The organism is Mycobacterium sp. G7A2 (assembly GCF_041902445.1).
GTDB lineage: Bacteria > Actinomycetota > Actinomycetes > Mycobacteriales > Mycobacteriaceae > Mycobacterium.
This window is the reverse complement of sequence record NZ_CP169251.1, coordinates 2067459-2087465: the sequence shown is the minus strand read 5'-3', so window position 1 is coordinate 2087465 and position 20007 is coordinate 2067459. Positions and strand designations below refer to the sequence as shown.

Sequence of the window (20007 nt, the reverse complement as noted above, 5' to 3'; positions counted from 1 at the left end):
GAACGCGTTCATGCGACCACTGTAGTCCCGAGGACAACCTTTTGAGCGAAGTTACCAAGCGACAGAAACGAATGTTTACTGAACCGCAAAAAGCTGCTTGGAACTGAGTTGATCTGGCTCTTCCCAAGCGCTTGCTGGCAATTGTCTGCGAATCTAGCGAACTTTGCTCCGCACGCCCCCGCAGACGGGTTGGCACGGACGCACCGTGGTGGGCGAAGATGGTGAAGCGTCCTTCACCGAATGCAGGACATCAGGACAAAGTTGGTCGAACTCCGTCCGCCGTCATCACTGTCACTTCCCGTCGAGAGGTTCGCCGTGCGTCCCTGGATTGTCTGGACGACCGGGCTTCTCGCCTACATCGTGGCTGTGCTGGACCGCACCACGCTCGGTGTCTCCGGACTCGCCGCCGCCGACCGGTTCAGCACCGGCCCCGGCTTGCTGTCGACCTTCGTGGTGCTCCAGGTGGTGGTCTACGCGGGTGCGCAGATCCCCGCCGGTGTGTTGCTCGACCGCTTCGGGTCCAAGGCGTTGATCGCCGCCGGCGGCGTGTTGATGGCCTCCGGACAGTTGGTGCTGGCCTTCACCGAGTCCCTGCCGATGGCCATCGCTGCGCGCGCAGTCGTCGGACTCGGGGACGCCGTCACCTTCATCTCGGTGCTGCGCCTGGTTCCGCACTGGTTCACGATGCGTCAGGTACCGCTGGTGACCCAGCTGACCGGCATCTGCGGCCAACTCGGCCAGGTGCTGTCGGCAGTGCCGTTCCTGGCGGTGCTGACGGCGATGGGCTGGACGGTCGCCTATGTGTCCGTGGCAGCGCTGGGTGTGCTGTCCATCGTGCTCACACTCGCCATCGTCAAGAACACCCCCGACGGCACCACCACGATGCGCGAACCCACCTCAGCGCGCGACACCCTGTCCAGCGTGAAGACCGTCTGGCTTCGTCCAGGCACCCGGCTGGGCTTCTTCACCCACATGGGCACCCAGTTCTCGGTCACCGTGTTCGCCCTGATGTGGGGGGTGCCGTATCTGACCGTGGCGCAGGGCCTGTCCGCAGGGGTGGCCGGCGCCCTGCTCACCGTGTCGGTCGCCGCCGCGATCTCCTCGGGCGTGTTGGTCGGGGTGTTCACCGGACGCCATCCGCACCGACGCTCACGCCTGGTCCTCGCGATCATCGCCAGCAACGCCCTGGCGTGGTCGGTGGTCCTGGCACTGCCCGGCCCGGCCCCGCTGTGGTTGCTGGTCGTGCTGGTCGTGGTCATCTCGGTGGGCGGCCCGGGTTCGATGGTGGGTTTCGACTTCGCCCGGACCTTCAACCCGAGCACCACATTGGGGACCGCGCAGGGCATGGTCAACATGGGCGGCTTCCTGGCCTCGCTACTGCTGATGCAGGCGATGGGCGTGATTCTGGAGGCCACCGGCGGCCTGTCGTTCGAGTCGTTCCGGATCGCCTGGACCCTGCAGTACGTGGTCTGGACCGTCGCGGTCGTCGGAATCCTCATCACGCGGCGCAAAGCGCGCCGGCTGCTGCGCCTTCAGGACGATCGCAGCCTGCTCGAAGGCATCGAGAAGTAGTCGGCCGCTAACCGGTGCGCAGCGTTTCGGCCACGGCGTCAGCAGTGTGGCGGTGTCCGCGGACTTCGTAGCCGACCACCCACACGACCGGCGCGATCGTCACGACGAGCAGGCAGTTGGCCATGGAGATCCCGCCGACGGCGAGCACCACGGCAAGTCCCAGAACCGACAGCGTGACGGCCAGCAACGCCATGTGGAAGACCGCAGCCGCCCGCAGCATCGCGGCGTACAGCACGAACATCATGACAATGAACACCGCGACCGGGATCACGACGGACAGCACGGTCGCCGTCGAACTCAGCTCGGAGTGATCCTCGATGTAGTACGCCGCGGCGTGCAGTCCGGCGCCCGTCGCCACGATCGCGGCGAACACGAGGATGTGCAGGTAGCCGAACTGGAAGGAGCGCTCGCGGCGCACGTGCAGGACGTCGGCGTGCGGCAGCACGAAATACGCCCACCACATGCCGAACGTGAGACCGATGCCGGCGACGCCGACGAAGACCGCCTCCACCGACCAGCCCTGCTCACCGACGACGGCGGACAGGGATGCCACGGTGCCGACCACGCCCTCACCCAACGTGATGATGGTGAACAGGCCGTACCGCTCGGCGATGTGATGGGCATGCCAGGGTGTTCCGCCGGCTCGGGACTCGGCGAGAACCGGGCCCATCAACTCCACGCCGATCAGCGCCAGCACCATCAATGCGGTCACCGGCAGCGAGGCGTGAACGAAAATGGAGGCGATCCATCCGACCTGGGCCACCGTGATCCACCAGGCGTAGGTCAGACAGGCCCGCCGCCTCGGACGGTCCTGCACCGCGGCGCGCACCCATTGGCCGACCATCGCCACCCGCATCACCACGTAGCCGGCCACCACGACGGTGGTGTCGACGTGGCCGCCGTGCTCGATGGACGTGTACAGCTGGGGCAGGCCCAGCGCCAGCACGACCACACCGACCATCTGGACCATCGTCATCAGCCGATAGACCCAGTCGTCGGTGTCATAGGCCGAGGCGAACCAGCTGAAATTGATCCACGCCCAGCTGACCGCGAAGGTGGCCAACGCGAAACCGGCCAGTCCGGCGGCGATGTGATCGGCCGCCAGCAGATGTGCGAACTCCGAGGCCGCAATGCCGAACGCCACCACGAACGTCAGATCGAACAGCAACTCCAGCGGAGTGGCCGCCCGGTGCGCCTCGTGGGGGTCGCGACCCACCATGGGCAGGAACCGGTGCGCCCGGTTGGTGGATGTCTGCCCGTCGTCGCTCACCGCGCCCCCTTCGAAATCGGCGTCAAAGCTACCGGAGATACGCTTCGCGGTATGGGCATGGCGGTCGCTGTGGTGTTGGCTGCGGGCCTGGGCACCCGCGTGGGCGCCGACGGCAACAAGGCATACCTGCCGCTGGCCGGCCGAAGCATGCTCGCCTGGTCGCTGCTGACCCCTGCCGAGCATCCCGACATCGACCGTACGATCCTGGTCTTCCGGCGCGGCGAACGCGACCTGGCTGCGGCCACCCTGCACCGTGAGCTCCCGAACGCCGCGGTCGAACTGGTCGAAGGGGGCGACACCCGACACGCATCGGAGTACAACGTGCTTGGTCATCTGGCCCCCGACATCGAGGCCGGCACCGTCGACGTCATCGCCATCCACGACGCCGCCCGCCCCCTCGCCGAGCCAGAGATGTACCGCAACGCGGTCGCACTGGCCCGCGCGCACGGCGGCGCAATGCCGGCCCTCCCCCTGCGCCACGTGGCCGGCGTCGCCGAAGCGGCGCTACGACCCACAGTCGGCGGGCTGGTGCGGGTGCAGACTCCGCAGGCCTTCCGGGCGCCGGACTTGTGGCGGGCCTACCGCAGTGCCGAACGCGACGGGTTCACCGGGACCGACACCTCCTCGTGCGTCGAGCACTACACCGATCTCGAGGTGCGGACCTTTCCCGGAAGTGCGACGAACTTGAAGGTCACCTATCTGCGGGACGTGGCGGTGGCCGATCTTCTTCTCAACGCCCGGGTGGGTTCTGGACCGACTGCAGCACCGCGCTGAGATAGTCCGAGTCGCGGGGCAGCTCGACTGTCACCGCGTCGGCATCGCCCTCGACGAGGGTGGGCCGCAGCCCCGCCGACAACGCCAGCGCGAGGTCGTCGAACTTTCCGTCGGAGTCCTCGGCCAGCAGCGTCTTCAGCGTGCGGGCAGCGTATCCGCGCGGGTACTGCACGCTGCGCAGCAATGCGCGGTCGACGGTCGCGGTCACCGTTCCCGCGGCGTCCACCGCCTTGACACTGTCGGTGACCGGCAGCGTCGGCCAGGCCGCGGCCGCGCCGCCTGCCAGCGCTGCGCTGATGCGATCGACCAGTGTCGGCGGCACCACCGGCCATTCGACGTCGTGCAGCAGCACCGGCGCATCGCCGTCGATCTCGGCCAGCGCGGCCGCGACGCACTGCGCCCGCCCCGCGGCCGGTTCGGCGGCCACCAATTTCGGCGAGAAACCCTGCGCGGCAACTGCTTTCCCCGCACGGTCCTGAAGGGCAGAGCGCACCGACGGCATCAGCTCCCAGGCCGTGGCGACCACGACCTCGGCGCGCGGACACAGTCCCTCGATGATGCGCGACAACGGTGAGACGCCCACGACGGGCGTGAACATCGCCTCCGGACGCTGGTCGAGGTCCGCGGGCAGGGGCAGGATCGCCGTCACGGTCACGACGCCGAGGGTAGCGCTGCCCGGGTTTACACCGGATCGAAGGAGTCGATCAACCAGGTGCCGTCGATCTTCGTCAGCCCCACCTTCACACTGCTGGCGGCGAACGCCCCGTCGGGATTCTCCTGGCTCGTGGTGGTCTGGTTGATGAACACGAGCACTTCGGCGGAGTCCGGCTGCATGTCGGAGACCGCCGCCCGCACCACCGATGCGGCGGTCTTGACCGATTTTTCCCGCGCTGCTGGCGTGACGATCTGTTCGGTGAACTGCGTGTAATACGACAGGAAGTCGCCGGTGAGCCTGGCTTTGGCGGCAGCGAAATCCTTGTCGAGCGACTCTGGTGAATACGACAGCAGTGCGACGGTTCCGCTGGTCGCCGCATCCAGCGCGGTCTGCTGCGCGGCAGCGTCGGTCTGCTGATCGGGCCGGTACCGCTCGAGGTACAGCCAGGCGGTCAAACCTGCCGTGGCGACCAAGGCGGCCGCGAGCAAGATCGCGGCCGCCTGCGCGCGCAGCGTCGTCCCCACACCCCGCCGTCGTGGCACACCGGCCGTCTCGTCGACCGTTGTGTCGGCGTCGCCGTCGGCCGACGTCGTTTCGACCTCTGCCGGCTCGGCTTCACCGGCATCGACGTTCTCCGCAGAATCGGACGGGTCGGCCGTCGCGTCCTGGTCAGCCGTCGCGTCCTGGTCGGCCGTCGCGTCCTGGTCAACGGTCGCGTCTTGCCCGGCCGTCACGTCTTTCTTGGCCGTCACGTCTTTCTCGGCCGTAGCGTCCTGGTCGACTTTGCGATCCTCGCTCACGGCACGAACTCCACTTTCGACATCTTGAGTTGCTCGCCCTCACGCTGCAGATGCACGCTGAGCCGCCACGTCCGGGGTTCCTGATTGGCACCGCCGGAGTTGGTGACCCGAGACGACGCTGCGACCAGGACGACCGCGGTGTCCTCGGTCATCGATTCCACGCCGGTCGCGTTGACGGAGACCTCGGTGACGACCTTGGAGTCCTGGGCAACCTGAACGAAGTCCTGGGCCTGCGATTCGAAGTCGTCCTTGAACTGGCCGGTCGAGTTGTCGATGATGCGCTGCACATCCTCTTCGGCGTTGTTGAAGTTCAGCGACATCAGCGTCACCACGCTCTGGCGCGCCGCGGCACTGTATTCGGCGTCGAGCTGGCGCAGCCGCTCGGCTTCGCGGTGCTCCCAGATCATGTATCCGCTCAGGGCCAGCAGTGCGGCGGTCACCAGGATCACCAACGCGGCGACGATGCCCCGCCAGGTCGGTCGCGGAAGCCGCAGGCGTCGTCGACGTCGCGCAGGCGTGGCCTCATCCTCGACATCAACACCGCCGTCGCGGGCAGCATCGAGATCGCCACCAACGGCCTCGACGGTATCGCCGGAGTCAGCGACCTCGGTTGCGCCGTCGGCGTCAGCGACCTCGGTTGCGCCTTTGGAGGGCGCAGCCTCTGTGGCGCCGTCGGCGTCAGCCACCTCTGTGGCGCCGTTGATGGTCGCCCCCTGCGTGGCGCCCTCGGAGAGCCCATTCGCCGGCGAAGCCTGGACCGTTTCCTCGGCCTCTCGGCGCAGACGAAGTGCACGCGCCCGAGCGCGCGCGGCTGCTGCAATCGCTTCCGCTTCGGCGGCCTCGGCCTCGGCCTCCTCGGCGAGCGCGCGAGCGCGGTCGGCATCCCCACCACTGCCGGGGGCCGGTGCTGTCTCGTCGATCCGCTCGGTCTCGATCACCGACGCACGTCGCCTGAAAGGCGCCACGGTCGACCTCCTTCTCTACCCGTCCCCCTGTTTGCGCAAATTCAGAGAACGCCATTCTTCGAAACTGCGCATCGAGGCGAGACTACCCGTGTCGCTGACCGACCGGCAAAGACCGCTGGCTGCGGAAATGACGGTTACCGCGTGGGCGCCCGCTCAGCGCTGAAGACCCTTGAGTGTGTCCTTCATGACCTTGCCGGTGGCGTTCAATGGCAACTCGTCGAGGAACTCTACATATCGCGGCACCTTGAAACCGGCCATTCGGGAGCGACTCCACGCGATCATCTCCTCTGCACTTGGGGGCGGGCTGTCGTCGGCGGTCTTGGTGACCAGAAACGCCTTGCCCACCTGGCCCAGCCGGTCGTCGGGAACTCCGATGACCGCGGCCTGCGAGATCGCCGGGTGCTCCAGCAGAAAACCCTCGATCTCGGCCGGGTAGGCATTGAAACCGCCGACGATGAACATGTCCTTCTTGCGACCGACGATGCGCAGCCTGCCCGCCTCGTCGAGCGTCCCGAGGTCACCGGTGTGCAACCACCCGTCCGAATCGATGGTTTGCGCGGTGGCTTCCGGGTCGTCGAGGTAACCCTGCATGACGGTGTAGCCGCGTACCAGCACTTCACCGTCGTCGGCGATGCACACCTCGACGCCGTCACACGCCACGCCGGCGGTCGTGGCGATGTCCTCGAAGGAATCCCCCGGCCGCGACAACGTCACGGTTCCGGCCTCGGTCAATCCGTAGCCGGTCGCCAACGTCTGGAAGGGCAGCTCCTCGTGCACCCGGCGCACCAGCTCGACCGGTATGTCGGCGGCGCCGGTGACGCCGGCACGAAGACTGGCCAGTTTCGACTTGTCCGCGACCGCGAGCAGTGAGTGGTAGAGCGTCGGGGGGCCTGGGAGCATGGTGATCTTTTCGGTGGCGATGAGGTCGACGACCCTGCCGACGTCGAACACCGGCACGGGAAGCATCGTGGCACCGCGGATGAACGACGCGATCAGACCCGCCTTGTAACCGAAGGTGTGGAAGTAGGGGTTCACCATCAGGTAGCGATCTCCCTCGCGCAGGTCGGCGAGTTCGCACCACTCCTCGTACAGCCTCAGGTTCTGGCTGTGGTTCATCATCACGCCCTTGGGCCTTCCGGTCGTCCCGGAAGTGAAGATGATGTCGGAGATGTCGGTGGACTCCACGGGCCGGCTGAACGACTTCCCGCTGCCGAGGAAATCGGATTTCAGATCGATGACGGGGACACCGCTCGGGGCGACGTATTCGGCGCCCAAGAATCCCTGCTGGACCAACACGGCCTTGGCGCCGCTGCGGGTGATGATGTCTGCGGCTTCCTCGGTCTTGAAGCGGGTGTTGACCGGTACCAGCACTCCGCCTGCGGTGAGCAGTCCGAACGACGCGATGATCCACTCGACGGAGTTGGGCGCCCACACCGCCGCCCGATCCCCTTTGGCGATGCCGAAATCGGCGAAAGCTCCTGCAGCGAAACAGATCTGCTCGAACAGCTCCGCGAAGGACAGGCGCAGCGGACCGTCGACGACCGCTTCCGCGTCGCCGAATCGGTCCGCCGCGCCGGCGACCAACTCAGGGAGGGTCTGGTACCTCACACCGTGACGAGGCGACCCAGGTTGCCGCCCATGATCTTGGCCTGATCGTCGACCGACAGGTGCTCGAGAGCCGTGACGTAGTGCGTCGGTTCGGCCAGGCCCTCCGGGTGCGGCCAGTCCGACCCGTAGAGCACCTGATCCACGCCGACCAGGTTGATCAGGTCGTCGATTCCCTCCTCGTAGAACGGGCTGATGTAGATGCGGTTCTTGATCTCTTCCATCGGATTTCCCGGGAAGGCTTCCGGCGCTTTCTTGTAGACCTCGGCCATCGAATCCAGCAGCGGGAACATCCATTTCGACCCCGCCTCGACGATGCCCACCTTGAGCTTGGGATGCCGGAACAGTGCGCCGTGGATCACCCAGGACGCCACTGCGTCCTGGATCGGGCGCCACTCGTTGAGGATGTTCATCGCATTGGTCTGGAACGGCAGCATCTCCTGCGCGACGCCGTCCCACTCGGAGGTGTAGCGCGCATAGCCGCTGTCGGAGGAGTGCATGCCGATAAAGACGTCGTACTCGACGCACTTCTCCCAGAACGGATCGAATTCCGGCAGCGCGAACGACCGCGGCCCACGGAACCCGGGAACCGGCGCGGGACGGATCAGGATCGCGCGGGCACCGCGCTTGACCGCCCAGTCCAGCTCCTCGATGGCCTTCTCGACGATGGGCAGCGTGATGACCGGCGTGGTGAAGATGCGGTTCTGGTAGTTGAACCCCCACACCTCGTCGAGCCACTGGTTCAGCGAGTGGATGATGACGTGGATGGCGACCGGGTCGTCGCGCAGCCGCTCCTCGATGAGGCTGGCCAGCGTCGGGAACATCAGCGAGCGGTCGACACCGAGCTCGTCCATCAGCTTCAGCCGCGGTTCGGGCTCGAAGAAGGCGGGGATGGACCGCATCGGCTCGCCGAACAGTTCGCGCTTGCTCTTGCCGTCAGGGTTGCCGAACTTGAAGTATTCCTCCCATGCGCCGGGCTTGGCGACGTGAGAGAACGTCGGGTTCGGGATGTAGTTGCTGATCTGGCCCTTGATCGCGATCTTGGTGCGGCCGTTGACCTCGACGTACTGGACGACGTCCTTGTACTCCTTGGGCAGGTACTTGGTCATCGCCTCGGGTGGCTCGTACAGGTGGTTGTCCGCGTCGAACAGCGGGAACGGGATGTCGACCCGATGTGACAGTTGCCCCATGAAAAACTCCTTTTCCTCTTTGGAGAATCATATTCTCACGTTGGGTGTGGTGGCAATATCGCCCCGCTGTCGACAAGTGCCTCGCGCACGAGTTGACGAACGCGGAACTTCTGCACCTTGCCGCTGGCGGTGCGGGGGAAGTCGTCGGCTTCGAGCAACTGCTCCGGCCAGGCCTGCCGGGCCACACCCTCGGCGTCGAAGTGCGCACGAACCTGCTCGAGGGTCGGCATGACCGCGCCGTCCCGGATGCGCAGAACCGCGGCGGCATGCTCGCCCAGGCGCGCGTCGGGGGCGGCGACGACAACCGCCTCGGCCACCGCAGGCATCGACAGCAGCACTTCCTCGACTTCCAGGGCACTGATGTTCTCGCCGCCGCGGATGATGACGTCGGCCTTGCGGTCGGTGATCGTCAGGTATCCGTCTTCGTCGAGCGCCCCGATGTCGCCCGTGCGGTACCAGCCGTCCTCGTCGAACGACTTCGCGGTCAGTTCGTCGTCGGTGTATCCCAGGCACAGATCCGGACCGCGGCTGAAGATCTCGCCGTCGGGCCCGAGCCTGATCTCCACCCCCGGCCGTGCGTCACCATCGGTGAACAGGCGTTTGTGCTCGGGCGCCGTCGGCCCCGAACCGGTGATCGACGGGTGCTCGGTGCTGCCGTAGGCGCGGAACACGAACATCCCCAGGTCGTTGAGGCGCTGCGTCACCGCCGCGGGAACCGACGAGCCGCCGAGCCCCACAGTGGTGAAGTGCTTCAAATGCTCGGGGCGGCAATCGGGATGGTCGAGCAGGCTGGTGACGAAGAAGGGTGGGCCGCCACCGATGGACAGACCGTCCCGCTCGATGAGCTCGAGAACCCTGCCCGGATCCCAGACGTCGCACAGGTCGACGGGCGCGCCCTCCAGGACCGGGATCAGCAGCGCACCGATCATGCCGATGAAGTGCCCGACCGGCGTGGCGGTCAGCTGCCGGCCCCGGCCGGGGGGATAGTTCGCCAGCAGCTGTCGCGTTTCGCAGCTCAACGTCTGGTGACTGTGGATCACGCCCTTGGGATCGCGCGTGGTGCCGGACGTGAAGGCGATGAGCGCCGGCGCCGCGGGGTCCGTCGCCATCGTGCCGCCCATCGGTTCGTCGGCGAGCAGGTCGTCGAAGGGGTGCTCGTGGCGGCCGAATTCGCCAGCGGCCCCGACCAGGCCGACGAGGGGCACGTCGGCGCACAGGTCCGGCTGATAGCGCATGCGCCCGAACTCCGCGGTGGTGATGAATACGCGCGGTGCGGCGGTAGCGAGGATGTGGCTCAGTTCCTTGCGCCCGTAGAAGTGCACGATCGGCACGATCACGGCGCCGAGCAGGGCTGAGGCCCAGAAGGTGAGCGCGGCCTCGCGCCAGTTGGGCAGCTGCAGTGCGACGACGTCACCGGGGCCGATCCCGCGAGCCCGCAACCCGGCGGCCAGCCGCCGGGCGTCGCGCTCCATGTCGGCGAACGTCCCGGAATACGGCCGGACCGCCGAATGCACGCAGAAGCTGGTCTGCGGGTTCTCGCGCAACCCGTCGGCCACGAGATCACCGAGGGTCTCCCGCGTCCACCAGCCCTCGCGCTCGTACCGCTCGACCAACTCGGGAGGGATAATCCGCATGCTGGGGTGGGCCGCCTTCCGTCCGGAGGAGATGCCACCGCGATGCTATTCTCCGCCAGCGAGAATGCCAATACCGAAGAGGGAGAATGAGTGATGGTCGACCTGGAATACGACGAGGGTTTGGCCATCATCACCATCGACCGGCCGCACGCCCGCAACGCGATCTCACTGGAGACGATGGGCCAACTCGAGAAGGCCCTCGACGGTGCCGAGGGAGCGGCGGGGCTGGTGCTCACCGGTGCCGGCGACCGTGCCTTCGTCTCGGGCGGGGACCTCAAGGAACTCAGCGCGCTGCGCACCGTCGAGCAGGCCTCGGCGATGTCGTTTCGCATGCGAGCGATCTGCGATCGCATCGCCGGTTTCCCGGCGCCCGTGATCGCCGCGCTGAACGGCCATGCCCTGGGCGGGGGCGCCGAATTCGCGGTGGCCGCCGACATCCGCCTGGCCGCCGACGACATCAAGATCGGCTTCAATCAGGTCGCGCTGGCGATCATGCCGGCGTGGGGCGGTGCCGAACGACTGGTCGAACTGGTGGGCTACAGCAAGGCGCTGCTGCTTGCCGGCACCGGACGGATCCTGGCCGCGACCGAGGCCGAACGCATCGGGCTGGTCGACCAGGTCATCCCCCGCGCGTCCTTCGACCAGCAGTGGCGGCTCATCGCCCGAACCCTCGCGAGCCCGCAGGCCGGACAGGTCAAGCGCGTGATGCGTGGGGTACCCACCACCGAGGCGGTCACGGCATTCGCGGAGCTCTGGGTTTCCGACGAGCACTGGGCCGCAGCGGAGAAGGTGATGAACAAGGGCAAGTAGCCCGCGACCGCTGCGAGGCGGCGAGGCACCGCAAGGTGCGACGCGGCCTGCGACGCTGAGACGGCGAGGCGGCGACACCGCGGGCGTACGGTTTCTGACGAAAATCCGGTCGTACGCGTCAGAAACCGTACGCTCGGCGCGATCTCCGGGCATTCCGCTACCGCGTCACCCAGGCCCCCTCCGACGACTTCCCAAGGGTCGCCGCGAAACCGCGGGCGTACGGTTTCTGACGAAAATCCGGCCATACGCCTCAGAAACCGTACGCTCGGCGCGATCTCTGGGCATTTCGCTACCGCGTCATCCAGGTCCCCTCCGACGTCTTCCCTGACGTCGCCGCGGCGCTGCGAGGTGCGACGCGGCGAGCGTACGGTTTCTGACGAAAATCCGGCCATACGCCTCAGAAACCGTACGCTCGGCGCGATCTCTGGGCATTCGGCCGAGCCCATATCGCCCTTGTTCTCTCTAGACGAGAACGTCATTTCCGATTATCGTCAACCGCGTGTCGACATCGCAGCGGGCCCTCGCGCCCGAGATCTCCACCTGGCCGGATGACGAACCACAGCTCCTCGGCAGCCGCTGTGGCACCTGCGGCGCCACCACCTTCCCGGTTCAGCGGCACTGCCCCAAGTGCAGCGGCGCCGACATGTCGGAGGTGCGGTTGCCGCGGCGCGGCACCCTGGTTGCCTGGACCACGCAGGGATTTCCACCCGGGCCTCCCTACAAAGGCCCGACCGGCAAGGACTTCGTGCCGTTCGGAGTGGGCCTGGTCCAACTCGACGACGTCATCCGTGTCGAGGGCCGACTCACCGAAAGCGACCCCGCCAAGCTGGAATTCGGCCAGGAGGTGGAGCTGACGATGGTGCCGTTCGCGACCGACGAGGACGGCACCGAGGTCATGACGTTCGCCTTCCAGCCCGCCTAGAGAGGACAACCTCATGACCAACGATGTCGCCATCATCGGTGTAGGTCTGCACCCCTTCGGCCGCTTCGACAAGACCGCGATGGAGATGGGCGCCGAAGCCATCCATGCGGCCCTCGCCGACGCCGGCGTCGAATGGAAGGACATCCAGTTCGGTTTCGGCGGCAGCTACGAGGTGTCCAATCCCGACGCGGTGACCCGACTGGTGGGCCTCACCGGCATCACGTTCACCAACGTGTTCAACGCGTGTGCCACCGCGGCCTCGGCAATCCAGCAGACCGCTGACACCATCCGCCTGGGCAAGTACGACGTCGGCATCGCCATCGGCCTGGACAAGCACCCGCGCGGCGCGTTCACCGACGATCCCGCCAAGCTCGCCCTGCCACAGTGGTACGCCGAGAACGGCCAGTTCGTGACCACGAAGTTCTTCGGCATGAAGGCCAACCACTACCTGCACAAGCACGGCATCTCGGAAGAGACACTGGCGCGGGTGGCCAACAAGAACTTCCGCAACGGAGCGTTGAACCCGAACGCGTTCCGCCGCAAGGAGATCTCGATCGACGAGATCATGGCGTCGCCGGTGTTGAACTACCCGCTGCGCCAATACATGTTCTGCGCACCCGATGAGGGCGCCGCTGCGGTGATCATGTGCCGCGGCGACATTGCCCACAAGTTCACCGACAAACCGATCTTCGTGCGGGCCAGCGAAATTCGTACGCGAACCCACGGCGCCTACGAGGTCCATGCCACGTCGGCCCCGTTGGACGAGGACGCCTCGCCGACGGTGTATGCAGCCCGGGCCGCCTACGAGTCCGCCGGAATCGGCCCCGAGGACGTCGACGTCGCCCAGCTCCAGGACACCGACGCGGGCGCCGAGGTGATCCACATGGCCGAGACAGGCCTGTGCGCCGACGGTGAACAGGAAAAACTGCTGGCCGATGGTGCGACCGAGATTCACGGCACCATCCCGGTCAACACGGACGGCGGTCTGATCGCCAACGGTGAGCCGATCGGCGCCTCGGGGCTACGGCAGGTGCACGAACTGGTCCGCCAGCTGCGCGGCGAGGCGGGTGACCGTCAGGTTCCGGGCTCGCCGCGGGTGGGGCTGGCCCAGGTGTACGGCGCGCCGGGCACCGCTTCGGCGACGATCCTGTCGCTGTAGCGGGAGTCAGCGATGCTCGGCGGTGGCGCTCACCTGTCCGGCCACCGCGGGCATCGGCTCGCCCTCGAGTCGCCGTATCCAACGCTCGCAGAACGCAAAGGTCTCCGCGTGCCCGGTGTCGATGCCAAGGGCTCGTTCCATCACCAGCGCCTGCGACACGCTCGTGGCGAACACCGTCCACACCACCGGCGGCACGTCGGCGGTGCTGTGGCCGTAGCGCTGCAACGCCTCGGTGATCGCGCGGTTCTGCTCCTGCCGGAACCGTTCGGCGTAGTAGACGATCTCGGCCCGAAGTGCTTTGCGGTGGTTCGCCAGCCCCATGAACTCCATCGTCAGCCGGGTGGCCTCCGGCGCGGTGCTGAATCGCCACAGCGCCCACAGCGGCTGCGGCGACTGCAGAGCAGTCGTCAACACCGCCAGACCCTCCTCGGCGCGGCGATGGAAGACCGCCAGGAAAAGATCCTCCATGGTGCGAAAGTAGTAATGCACCAACTGCGGTTTCAGGCCCGCACGGTCGGCGACGCGGCGCGACGTCACCGCCGCGTAGCCCTCTTCGAGCAGCAGCTGCTCGGCGGCATCGAGGAGCACGACGCGGTTCTTCGCGTCCGGGGCTCCGATTCGCCTCGGCGATGCCATCCGTCCCCCCGTTCGTGTGCAGCGATCTTCGTCGCGTCGTCCTTGACCCTAACTCTTACCCCATGCTAAGCAGGTGCTCAGCATTTTGAACGTGCTCGTCTCGAGCAGACGAGCCGCCGGCCCCGGGAGGCACAGCACATGACCGACTTCGACACGATCGACTACTTCACCGATCCGTCTCTCGTGCCCGACCCTCACCCGTACTTCGATCATCTGCGCAGCAAGTGTCCAGTGGTCCAGGAACCGCATTACGGCGTCCTCGCGGTGACCGGTTACGAGGAAGCCGCGACGGTCCTGAAGGACAGCGACACGTTCTCGTCGTGCATCGCCGTGGCCGGCCCGTTCCCCCCACTGCCGTTCACCCCCGAGGGTGACGACATCACCGACCAGATCACCGCCCACCGGCCGCAGATGCCGATGTTCGAGCACATGGTGACCATGGATCCCCCTGACCACACCAACGCGCGTTCGTTGCTGAACCGACTGCTGACGCCCAGCCGGCTCAAGGAGAACGAGGACTTCATGTGGCGCCTGGCCGACGAGGTCCTCGATGACTTCATCGAGGCCGGACGCTGCGAGTTCCTCACCGCGTACGCAAAACCGTTCTCCCTCCTGGTGATTGCCGACCTGCTGGGTGTGCCCGAATCGGACCATGACGAGTTCCGCACCGTGCTGGGCGCACCCCGGCCCGGCGCCAACGTCGGCTCGCTCGACCACAGCGACCTGGTGGGCGCGAACCCGCTGGAGTGGTTGGACGAGAAGTTCATCGGTTACCTGGAAGAGCGTCGCGAGGAGCCGCGCGACGATGTGCTCACCGCGCTGGCGACTGCGAAGTACCCGGACGGTTCGACGCCGCCGGTGATCGAGGTGGTCCGTTCGGCGACGTTCCTGTTCGCCGCGGGCCAGGAGACCACCACCAAGCTGCTGTCCGCATCGCTGCGCGTCCTCGGCGATCACCCGGACATCCAGCAGAGGCTGCGCGCCGATCGCAGCCGGATCCCGATCTTCGTCGAGGAGGCGCTGCGGATGGACGCCCCGGTGAAAAGCCAGTTCCGGCTTGCCAAGAAGCCGACCAGGGTCGGTGACATCGACGTGCCCGCGGGCACGACGATGATGGTGTGTCCGGGTGCGGTCAATCGCGATCCGCACCGCTTCGAGCACCCGCACGAGTTCGACTTGGACCGCAAGAATGTCCGCGAGCACATCGCTTTCGGCCGCGGCGTGCACTCATGCCCGGGCGGGCCACTGGCGCGCGTGGAGGGACGAGTGTCCATCGAGCGGATCCTGGACCGGATGGGCAACATCGAGATCGACGCCGACAAGCACGGGGCCCCGGGGCAGCGCAGTTACACCTACGAGCCGACGTTCATCCTGCGCGGCCTGACCGAGCTCAACATCACCTTCGACCCCGTGCGGTGACGGTGCGAGCGAAACGGTGACAGGCTCAAGAGCGACGTTCTAATATTCGACAATGCTCCTCTGCAGGTGGATTCCGCGTGTCTGCGTGGCGGGACTGTTCACAGCGACCGCGGTACTCGCCGTCGCGCCGGCGCAGGCCCAACCGGTCATGCACCAAATCCGCTACACCGTCGGAGCGAGCCAGGACATCGCCAACGCCGAGATCTACTATCGCGATGTCGATCCGCCCAACTGGGCGGACTACAGCCACAATCCGTACCTCTACACCCCCAACGCGGAAGCCAATCTCGGGCCCGGCCAGCCATGGGTGCTGGAAGCGACCCTGGCCAACCCCGACGACTGGGCGATGGTGGTGGTCGGTCTCCCCGGTCCCACCACAGCTCCGTTACAGGAGCCGGGTTTCGTGTGTGAACTGCGCGTCGACGACGTCGTGGTCGCGACGGACTCCGGCACCAAGGGCGCGCTCTGCTCCATCCGGCCCTGGTGACCCGGGGCTGAGTACTGCAGCGGCATCACCACCGCGGCCGCATCCGTACCGCGGCCGCATCCGTACCGCGGCCGCATCTTCACTGCGGCGGGGGGTTCCCGCCGCCGGCCGACTGGTCGCCGCGCGCCCAGAAGGACCGGCCGTCCTTGGCGATGCATGTCAGGAACAGTCCGTCGGGCGCCTGGGCTACCTCACCTTCCAGCGCAGGGCACAGATCGCCCTCGTTCTTGACGCCGTGCATCTCCGGTGAGCGGAACCAGCGCGGCTCATACCGTCGGGGCGAGCCGCAGAACACCAACCGGCCCCAATCGGTCACCCCGAACACGTAGTAGGTGGTGTTGCTGCAGTACGACCCCAGAACCACATTGGGCTGGATGCCCGGCACGCAGTTCGGATAGTTGCATTCCGCCCCCGGCGGCGAAGGTGGCGGCTGCGCGGCAGCGGGCGGCCCGCCAATCAGCCAGCTGAATGCCGACAAAGCAGCCGTCACTGCGACGAGAAAGCGCACCCGGTCATTTTTCCATGTGCGGGAACGAAATTCTCCCTTTTGGAGAGGGCAGGTCTGACCACGATTAGGCTGAAAGAATGCGTGCATCAGGTGTACTCGCTGGCATCGCGGCGACAGCGACGATGGTAGTGGCCAGTGTGAATCTGGGCCCCTCGGCCTACGCCGACGATTTCGGCACCGACATCAGCGGAACATGGCGGGTGTTCTCCGATGGCGAGTGGGCCCGGACCAATGACGTCCTCATCGACCAGCAGTCCGTCCATGAGACGTGGACCGTGAACACCACCTGCGTGAGCCCGATCGAGTGCTACGGCGAAGTCACGAGCAGCCTCGGTTGGACCGGCTCGGCGTACCTCAGGGACACCTGGATCATCGAGCATGAGGTGCCCAACTGGATGCCCTGTCCCGACGGTACGTTCGCCACCGGCCACCAGAAGTTCTGGGTGTGGGGCGTCGACCCGTCTACCGAGGAACGCGTCAGCAAGAACATCACGACGCTCGTGGGCCGTAACGTGACCAGGAGCAACAGCGGCGCGTGCGGCGTCAACCTGCCCAAGATCATCGAAATGCCGGTTCGGATCGAGAAGAACAGCTGACACACAACAGATCTGCCGCTCAGCGTCAGGTCGGCATCAGGTCAGTCCAGGATTTCGGCCCATCCCCACCCACACTGGTCAACTGCTGCAGCTGACCGTCCGGGCTCAGGAATCGACCTGTCTGTGGATCGTACGGTGCAGAGGCCACTGACGGACCAGCCTCCGCGCCACCGCCGAAGGCACTGGGTGCGGCGGGAACAGCTTGATCCGGATTGAGCGGCCCCTGCCCCGGCGGAAGGGGTGCCGGCGGCGGTGGCGGTCCGACCGGCGCCGGCGCCGGTGGCGCGCCCTCGGTGACGAGTTCTGGCGCCAGCGGCGTCGGGGCGAGTTCCGGCGACAGCGGTGGCGTGCCGGCAGGCACTGCCCCCGGCGGCAGTGGGGTGCCTTCCACCGGTGCGTAGATCCGTTCCTCGAAGTCGACACGATCATCGAGTGGGACACCCTGCGCAACGAGATTGGGGTCGAACGGATATGCGCCGAGAATGTGCTGTCGCATCGCGAGTGGCACGAATCCCCTCGGGTCGTTGCACAGTTCCACCGTCGGTGCCCGCTTACCGGGGTGACCCATGCAGGGGTAGTTGCGCGCACCGCGGACGTTCATCGGCGAATCCTGGGGAAGCTTGCAGTACAAGCCGTCTGGAGTATCGAGTGTGGTGGTGTCTTCGGGCGAGCGCCACTGCGACGGCGGCAGGAACCCGACCGTACAGGGATTGGGGTCGCTGATGGTGAGCGCGAAGTCGCCCGACGGCAGGCCGGTGGGGTTGTTCCTGGGCAGGCCGAATGACTGCTGGGCGGCGATGATGCTCGGGAACAGCACGAGCAACTGTTCTATCGAGGGGTTGTACGTCACGAGGATCTGGCCGACGGTGGTGAGGTTGGCCAACAGGACGGGCAACGTCGGCTTCACACCGTCCAGAAGCCCGCTGACCTCCTGCGCGAAACCCGGACCCTGCTGCAGAATCGCGCGCACCTCGGGGTCGTTCTGGACGACCTGCGCCGAGATGCCGTTGAGGCTGCGCGCCCACGTCCGGATAGCGTCAGCTGTCTCGGCTTGAGACTCCAGCAACGGACTGCTGTCATCGACCAGCGCGCGCGTCTCTCCCGATACTCCGCTCAAGTCCTCAGTCACCGTCGACGCCGAGTCGAGCAACGAAGCGAAGTCAGGTCCGGCTCCGTTGAACGCGAGAAACGTCTCATCGAGCAGATCCGGGATCCGGTCCTTGGGCAGACTATCCACCAACGCGCTCAGCTGGTCCAGCATCGGACCAACCTGCTGGGGAATCGCCGTGTCAGAACGGGCAATTCGTGCACCGTTCTCCAGATAGGGACCTGAATCGGTGCGCGGCCGCAGGTCGACGTACTGCTCACCGACGGCAGACACACTGCGCACCTCGGCAACGAGATCCGCCGGCACCTTCGGTGAGGTGTCCAACGACAGCGTCGCCTCCGCGCCGTCCTCGGTCAGGCGCACCTCCCGCACCTTGCCGATCTGCACCCCGCGGTAGGTGACATTCGCGAATTGGTAGAGCCCACCGGTTGCGGGGAGCTCCATCGTGACGGTCAAGCGGCCGATACCGAGCAGTGTGGGCAGCTGGAAGTAGGCGAACACCATGACAGCGACCCCGACGATCGAGGCGATGGTGAACAGCACCAGCTGCGTTCGAACAAAGCGGGTGAGCATCAGCCACCACCTCCCGGGACCGGCGGCATCTCCCCGGGCGGCGAGGCCGCTGCCGGTTCGGCTACTTGCTCGCCGTACGGGCCGGCGAATATCTGCGACGACGTGATCGGCTCCGACTGAGGCAGCCACGGCGCCGTCGGGGGTGGAGGCAGTACTGGCAGGACAGGGCCGGCCGCCGGTGGCATCCCGCTCGAGCCGGTCGCCAGGTCCGCAGGCGGCACCGCGTCCGGCGGTGGCGGTGCGACACCGAGACCCATCGGGTTGTAGGTGTAGTTGAGATAGTACGGATCGCCGGGTGCGGGAATGAGTTTGGCGTTCTCATCACCCCACCGGGTACCCAGTAGCAGCGTCTTCTTCAAGCGCGGATAGGTCAGATCGAACGTGGCGAACAGGTTGATGTAGTCACCCCGGGTGATGATGTCGGCGAAGGTGGGTCCGTACGGGAATGCGGAGGCCCACAACACCGCGAGATTCAGATCGGGACCGACGTCGGCCAGTGCGCCCAGGATCGGCCCCAGGTTCTCCAGATTCTGAACCAAATCGTCACCCGCGTCATTGACCAGTCCGCTGGCGGTGTCACTGAACTGGCCCAGCTTCTCCAATGCCGTGGTGAAGCGGGGACGCTCGGCGATCAGGACATCGATGGCGGGTGGAATGTCGCGGAGCGCTTCATCGATGGTCTGTTGCTGGCCGGCGAACTCGCCGGCGACACGTCGCAACTGCTTAATCGAGTCGACGATGTTGTCGCGTTGCTGGTCCAGCACACCCACGAAATCGTCGAGACGAGTCAGCAACTCGCGTATCTCATCCTCACGGCCCGACAAGCCGGTGTTCATGTTGTGGATGATGTCGCCGAGCTGGCCGAGTCCACCCCCGTTGACCACGGCCGAAAGCGACGACAGCGTCTGTTCGGTGGTGGGATAGGTCGACGACGCATTGAGCGGCAAGGTAGCTCCTGGTGTCAGCCGGCCGGCCGGCTCTTCACCGAGCGGAGGGTCGAGAGCCAGGTGCATCGAACCCAGCAGACTGGTCTGTCCCACGGTGGCTACCGCGTTGGCCGGAACCACAACATCGGGTTGGACCGAGATCTCGACATCGGCGTGCCAGTCTTGCACCCTCATCTCTCCGACACTGCCGACGATGACATCGTCGATCATCACCGGCGAGTTCGATTCCAATGTGGCCACATTGGGGATCTCGACACGATAAGTCACCGCCTCCGGCCCACGACCCACCGCACCCGGCAGCGGCAACGAGTTGACCCCTTGGAAGGAGCAACCCGTCAGTGATACCGCCGCACCGAACACGAGAACGGCCATTCGCT

At 66.4% G+C, this 20007-nt stretch carries 19 protein-coding genes; 8 read left to right on the top strand and 11 right to left on the bottom strand.

Annotated features, from left to right (window positions below; translation table 11 throughout):
- The first annotated feature begins 315 nt into the window (after window positions 1-315).
- On the top strand, window positions 316-1572 hold the full coding sequence (locus tag ACEWX3_RS10190; protein ID WP_374159355.1) for a nitrate/nitrite transporter: 1257 nt from the start codon (window positions 316-318) through the stop codon (window positions 1570-1572).
- 7 nt (window positions 1573-1579) lie between these two features.
- Here ACEWX3_RS10190 and ACEWX3_RS10185 read toward each other — a convergent pair whose 3' ends face one another.
- On the bottom strand, window positions 1580-2842 hold the full coding sequence (locus tag ACEWX3_RS10185; RefSeq protein ID WP_374159354.1) for a low temperature requirement protein A: 1263 nt from the start codon (window positions 2840-2842) through the stop codon (window positions 1580-1582).
- Between the two features lie 51 nt (window positions 2843-2893).
- Here ACEWX3_RS10185 and ACEWX3_RS10180 point away from each other — a divergent pair, with 51 nt between their 5' ends.
- Window positions 2894-3616: a 2-C-methyl-D-erythritol 4-phosphate cytidylyltransferase gene (locus ACEWX3_RS10180; protein ID WP_374159353.1), complete on the top strand. Its 723-nt coding sequence runs from the start codon at window positions 2894-2896 to the stop codon at window positions 3614-3616.
- On the opposite strand, the gene ACEWX3_RS10175 is transcribed toward ACEWX3_RS10180, so the two are convergent.
- From ACEWX3_RS10175 to ACEWX3_RS10150, 6 genes are all read right to left on the bottom strand, one after another.
- Window positions 3573-4271 (bottom strand): 2-C-methyl-D-erythritol 4-phosphate cytidylyltransferase, encoded by a 699-nt coding sequence (locus tag ACEWX3_RS10175; protein ID WP_374159352.1) that lies wholly within the window; start codon window positions 4269-4271, stop codon window positions 3573-3575. The genes ACEWX3_RS10180 and ACEWX3_RS10175 overlap by 44 nt on opposite strands.
- Before the next feature lie 26 nt (window positions 4272-4297).
- Window positions 4298-5005, bottom strand: a complete 708-nt coding sequence (locus tag ACEWX3_RS10170) for a hypothetical protein (RefSeq protein WP_374159824.1) — start codon at window positions 5003-5005, stop codon at window positions 4298-4300.
- 62 nt (window positions 5006-5067) lie between these two features.
- A complete protein-coding gene (locus ACEWX3_RS10165; protein WP_374159351.1) occupies window positions 5068-6036 on the bottom strand; it encodes a hypothetical protein in 969 nt (322 codons plus the stop codon).
- Window positions 6037-6189: 153 nt separating this feature from the next.
- A complete protein-coding gene (locus ACEWX3_RS10160; protein WP_374159350.1) occupies window positions 6190-7644 on the bottom strand; it encodes a FadD3 family acyl-CoA ligase in 1455 nt (484 codons plus the stop codon).
- A complete protein-coding gene (locus ACEWX3_RS10155) occupies window positions 7641-8831 on the bottom strand; it encodes an amidohydrolase family protein (protein ID WP_207068242.1) in 1191 nt (396 codons plus the stop codon). Before ACEWX3_RS10155 ends, ACEWX3_RS10160 begins: the two co-directional genes overlap by 4 nt.
- Window positions 8832-8866: 35 nt before the next feature.
- Window positions 8867-10465: an AMP-binding protein gene (locus ACEWX3_RS10150; protein WP_374159349.1), complete on the bottom strand. Its 1599-nt coding sequence runs from the start codon at window positions 10463-10465 to the stop codon at window positions 8867-8869.
- A 93-nt stretch (window positions 10466-10558) separates the two neighbouring features.
- Here ACEWX3_RS10150 and ACEWX3_RS10145 point away from each other — a divergent pair, with 93 nt between their 5' ends.
- The 3 genes from ACEWX3_RS10145 (at window position 10559) to ACEWX3_RS10135 (ending at window position 13356) form a co-directional block, all read left to right on the top strand.
- Window positions 10559-11275: an enoyl-CoA hydratase/isomerase family protein gene (locus ACEWX3_RS10145; RefSeq protein ID WP_207068244.1), complete on the top strand. Its 717-nt coding sequence runs from the start codon at window positions 10559-10561 to the stop codon at window positions 11273-11275.
- Between the two features lie 487 nt (window positions 11276-11762).
- Window positions 11763-12197: an OB-fold domain-containing protein gene (locus tag ACEWX3_RS10140; protein WP_207068261.1), complete on the top strand. Its 435-nt coding sequence runs from the start codon at window positions 11763-11765 to the stop codon at window positions 12195-12197.
- A gap of 13 nt (window positions 12198-12210) precedes the next feature.
- Window positions 12211-13356: a thiolase family protein gene (locus tag ACEWX3_RS10135; RefSeq protein WP_207068245.1), complete on the top strand. Its 1146-nt coding sequence runs from the start codon at window positions 12211-12213 to the stop codon at window positions 13354-13356.
- A gap of 6 nt (window positions 13357-13362) precedes the next feature.
- Here ACEWX3_RS10135 and ACEWX3_RS10130 read toward each other — a convergent pair whose 3' ends face one another.
- Window positions 13363-13992 (bottom strand): TetR/AcrR family transcriptional regulator, encoded by a 630-nt coding sequence (locus ACEWX3_RS10130; RefSeq protein ID WP_374159348.1) that lies wholly within the window; start codon window positions 13990-13992, stop codon window positions 13363-13365.
- Between the two features lie 138 nt (window positions 13993-14130).
- On the opposite strand from ACEWX3_RS10130, the gene ACEWX3_RS10125 reads away from it, so the two are divergent.
- Together ACEWX3_RS10125 and ACEWX3_RS10120 are read left to right on the top strand one after the other, a co-directional pair.
- Window positions 14131-15411 (top strand): cytochrome P450, encoded by a 1281-nt coding sequence (locus tag ACEWX3_RS10125; protein ID WP_374159347.1) that lies wholly within the window; start codon window positions 14131-14133, stop codon window positions 15409-15411.
- Between the two features lie 52 nt (window positions 15412-15463).
- The gene (locus tag ACEWX3_RS10120; RefSeq protein WP_207068248.1) at window positions 15464-15898 is read left to right on the top strand and encodes a hypothetical protein; all 435 of its coding nucleotides are present in this window, start codon (window positions 15464-15466) and stop codon (window positions 15896-15898) included.
- 79 nt (window positions 15899-15977) lie between these two features.
- Here the strand turns inward: ACEWX3_RS10120 and ACEWX3_RS10115 are convergent, their stop codons facing one another.
- Window positions 15978-16406, bottom strand: a complete 429-nt coding sequence (locus ACEWX3_RS10115; RefSeq protein WP_207068249.1) for a hypothetical protein — start codon at window positions 16404-16406, stop codon at window positions 15978-15980.
- A gap of 77 nt (window positions 16407-16483) precedes the next feature.
- Between ACEWX3_RS10115 and ACEWX3_RS10110 the strand changes: the two genes are divergently transcribed.
- Complete coding sequence (locus tag ACEWX3_RS10110) at window positions 16484-17002, top strand: hypothetical protein (protein WP_374159346.1); 519 nt, start codon at window positions 16484-16486, stop codon at window positions 17000-17002.
- A 25-nt stretch (window positions 17003-17027) separates the two neighbouring features.
- Here the strand turns inward: ACEWX3_RS10110 and ACEWX3_RS10105 are convergent, their stop codons facing one another.
- A complete protein-coding gene (locus ACEWX3_RS10105) occupies window positions 17028-18683 on the bottom strand; it encodes an MCE family protein (protein ID WP_374159345.1) in 1656 nt (551 codons plus the stop codon).
- The gene (locus ACEWX3_RS10100; protein WP_374159344.1) at window positions 18683-20002 is read right to left on the bottom strand and encodes an MCE family protein; all 1320 of its coding nucleotides are present in this window, start codon (window positions 20000-20002) and stop codon (window positions 18683-18685) included. Before ACEWX3_RS10100 ends, ACEWX3_RS10105 begins: the two co-directional genes overlap by 1 nt.
- Between the last annotated feature and the right edge of the window lie 5 nt (window positions 20003-20007).